Source organism: Ideonella sp. B508-1 (genome assembly GCF_000333615.1).
Classification (GTDB): domain Bacteria; phylum Pseudomonadota; class Gammaproteobacteria; order Burkholderiales; family Burkholderiaceae_C; genus Ideonella.
Genome location: NZ_BADL01000586.1, coordinates 1 through 1913 on the forward strand (window position 1 = coordinate 1; position 1913 = coordinate 1913).

Annotated in this window: 1 protein-coding gene; it reads right to left on the reverse strand. The window is 66.9% G+C overall.

Annotation, left to right across the window (positions count from 1 at the left end; genetic code table 11):
* Window positions 1-1880: flagellar biosynthesis protein FlhA (gene flhA, locus I73_RS23190; protein ID WP_022982805.1), on the reverse strand; the 1880-nt coding region annotated here is incomplete at its 3' end.
* Window positions 1881-1913: the final 33 nt, after the last annotated feature.

A 1913-nucleotide genomic window follows, 5' to 3' on the forward strand; every position in this document is an offset into this window, starting at 1 on the left:
GCCACGCCGGGGTCCAGCGCGGGGCCGTGCGGCGACATCAGCGCCTGGCCAACCAGCCGTTCAAGTTCGGGCTCCAGGGCGATCACGTCCAGTTCCTTCACCGGGCCGTAGATCTGCTGCACGATGGCCGGGGCCAGCTGCACCCGCACCCGGGCGGCCAGCTCGGCCGGGTCGCTCACCTGGGCGTTCTCGGCCAGGCATTCGACGATGCCGCGGAAGTCGCGGACGTGCACGCCTTCGTCCAGCAGCAGCTGGAGCACCTTTTGCAGCGTTGCGATCCCGACCATCTTGGGCACCACGTCTTCCATCAGCTTGGGAGCCAGTTTTGTCACATGTTCGACCAGGGCCTGGGTCTCGGTCCGACCCAGCAGCTTGGCCGCATTCATTTGCATCAAGTGTGAGAGGTGCGTGGCCACCACGGTCGAGCAATCAACAACCGTAAATCCGGCCATTTGGGCCTGCTCTTTCTGGCGTTCCTCGATCCACACCGCCGGCAGGCCGAAGGCCGGGTCGGTGGTCTTGGTGCCGGGCAGCTGAGGCGCCCCGCCGCCGGGGTTGATGGCCAGGTACATGCCAGGGAAGGCCTCGCCCTCGCCGATGACGGCACCGCGCAGCAGCACCCGGTAGGCGCTGGGCTTCAAGTCCAGGTTGTCGCGGATGTGCACCGAGGGCGGCAGAAAGCCCACCTCCTGGGCGAACTTCTTGCGCACGCCCTTGATGCGGCTGAGCAGGTCGCCCTGGCGGGTCTTGTCCACCAGCGTGATCAGGCGGTAGCCCACCTCCAGGCCGAGGGTGTCCACCGGCTGCAGGTCGTCCCAGCTGGCCTCGGCGTTGGCCGGCTTGGGCTCCTCCACCTTGGGCTGCTCGGGCCGGGCGGCCTCTTCCTTTTGCTTCTTGGCCAGCCACCAGGCGTAGTAGCCGATCAGGCTGGACATCAGCAGGAAGACGATGTTGGGCATGCCCGGGATCAGGCCCAGCATGCCGATGATGCCGGCGGTCAGGCCCAGGGCCCGCGGCGAGTTGAAGATCTGGCTGCGGATCTGGGTGCCGGAGTCCACGTCGCTGCCCACACGGGAGACCACCATGGCGGCGGCCACCGAGATCAGCAGACCGGGGATCTGGGCCACCAGCGCGTCACCGACGGCCAGCAGGATGTAGGAGCTGGCCGCGTCGCCCACCGACAGGCCGTGCTGGGCCACGCCGATGACGAAGCCGCCGACGATGTTGATCACCAGGATCAGCATGCCGGCCATGGCATCGCCGCGCACGAACTTGCTGGCACCGTCCATGGAGCCGAAGAAGTCCGCCTCCTCGGCCACCTCGGCACGGCGCTTCTTGGCCACGTCCTCGTTGATCAGGCCGGCGTTCAGGTCGGCGTCGATGGCCATCTGCTTGCCGGGCATCGCATCCAGGGTGAAGCGCGCGCCCACCTCGGCGATGCGCTCGGCGCCCTTGGTCACCACGACGAAATTGATGACCACCAGGATGGCGAAGACGATCAGACCGACCGCGAAGTTGCCGCCGATCAGGAAGTGGCCGAAGGCCTCGATCACCTTGCCGGCCGCGCCGGTGCCGGTGTGGCCGTTCATCAGCACCACCCGGGCGGAGGCCACGTTCAGCGACAGGCGCAGCAGGGTGGTGATCAGCAGCACCGTCGGGAAGGCGCTGAAGTCCAGCGGCTTGACCATGTTGGCCGAGACCAGCATGACCATCAGCGACATCGCGATGTTGAAGGTGAAGAACAGGTCCAGCGCGAAAGGCGGCAGCGGCAGCACCATCATGGCCAGCACCATGACGATGAACAGCGGCGCCATCAGCGCCTTGATCATCGCGGCGTTCTCGCCGAACAGGGTCTTCAACTGGATCTGCAGCGCGTTCATTCAGCGCCTCCGCGGCAGGGGGGTGGTTGTGGG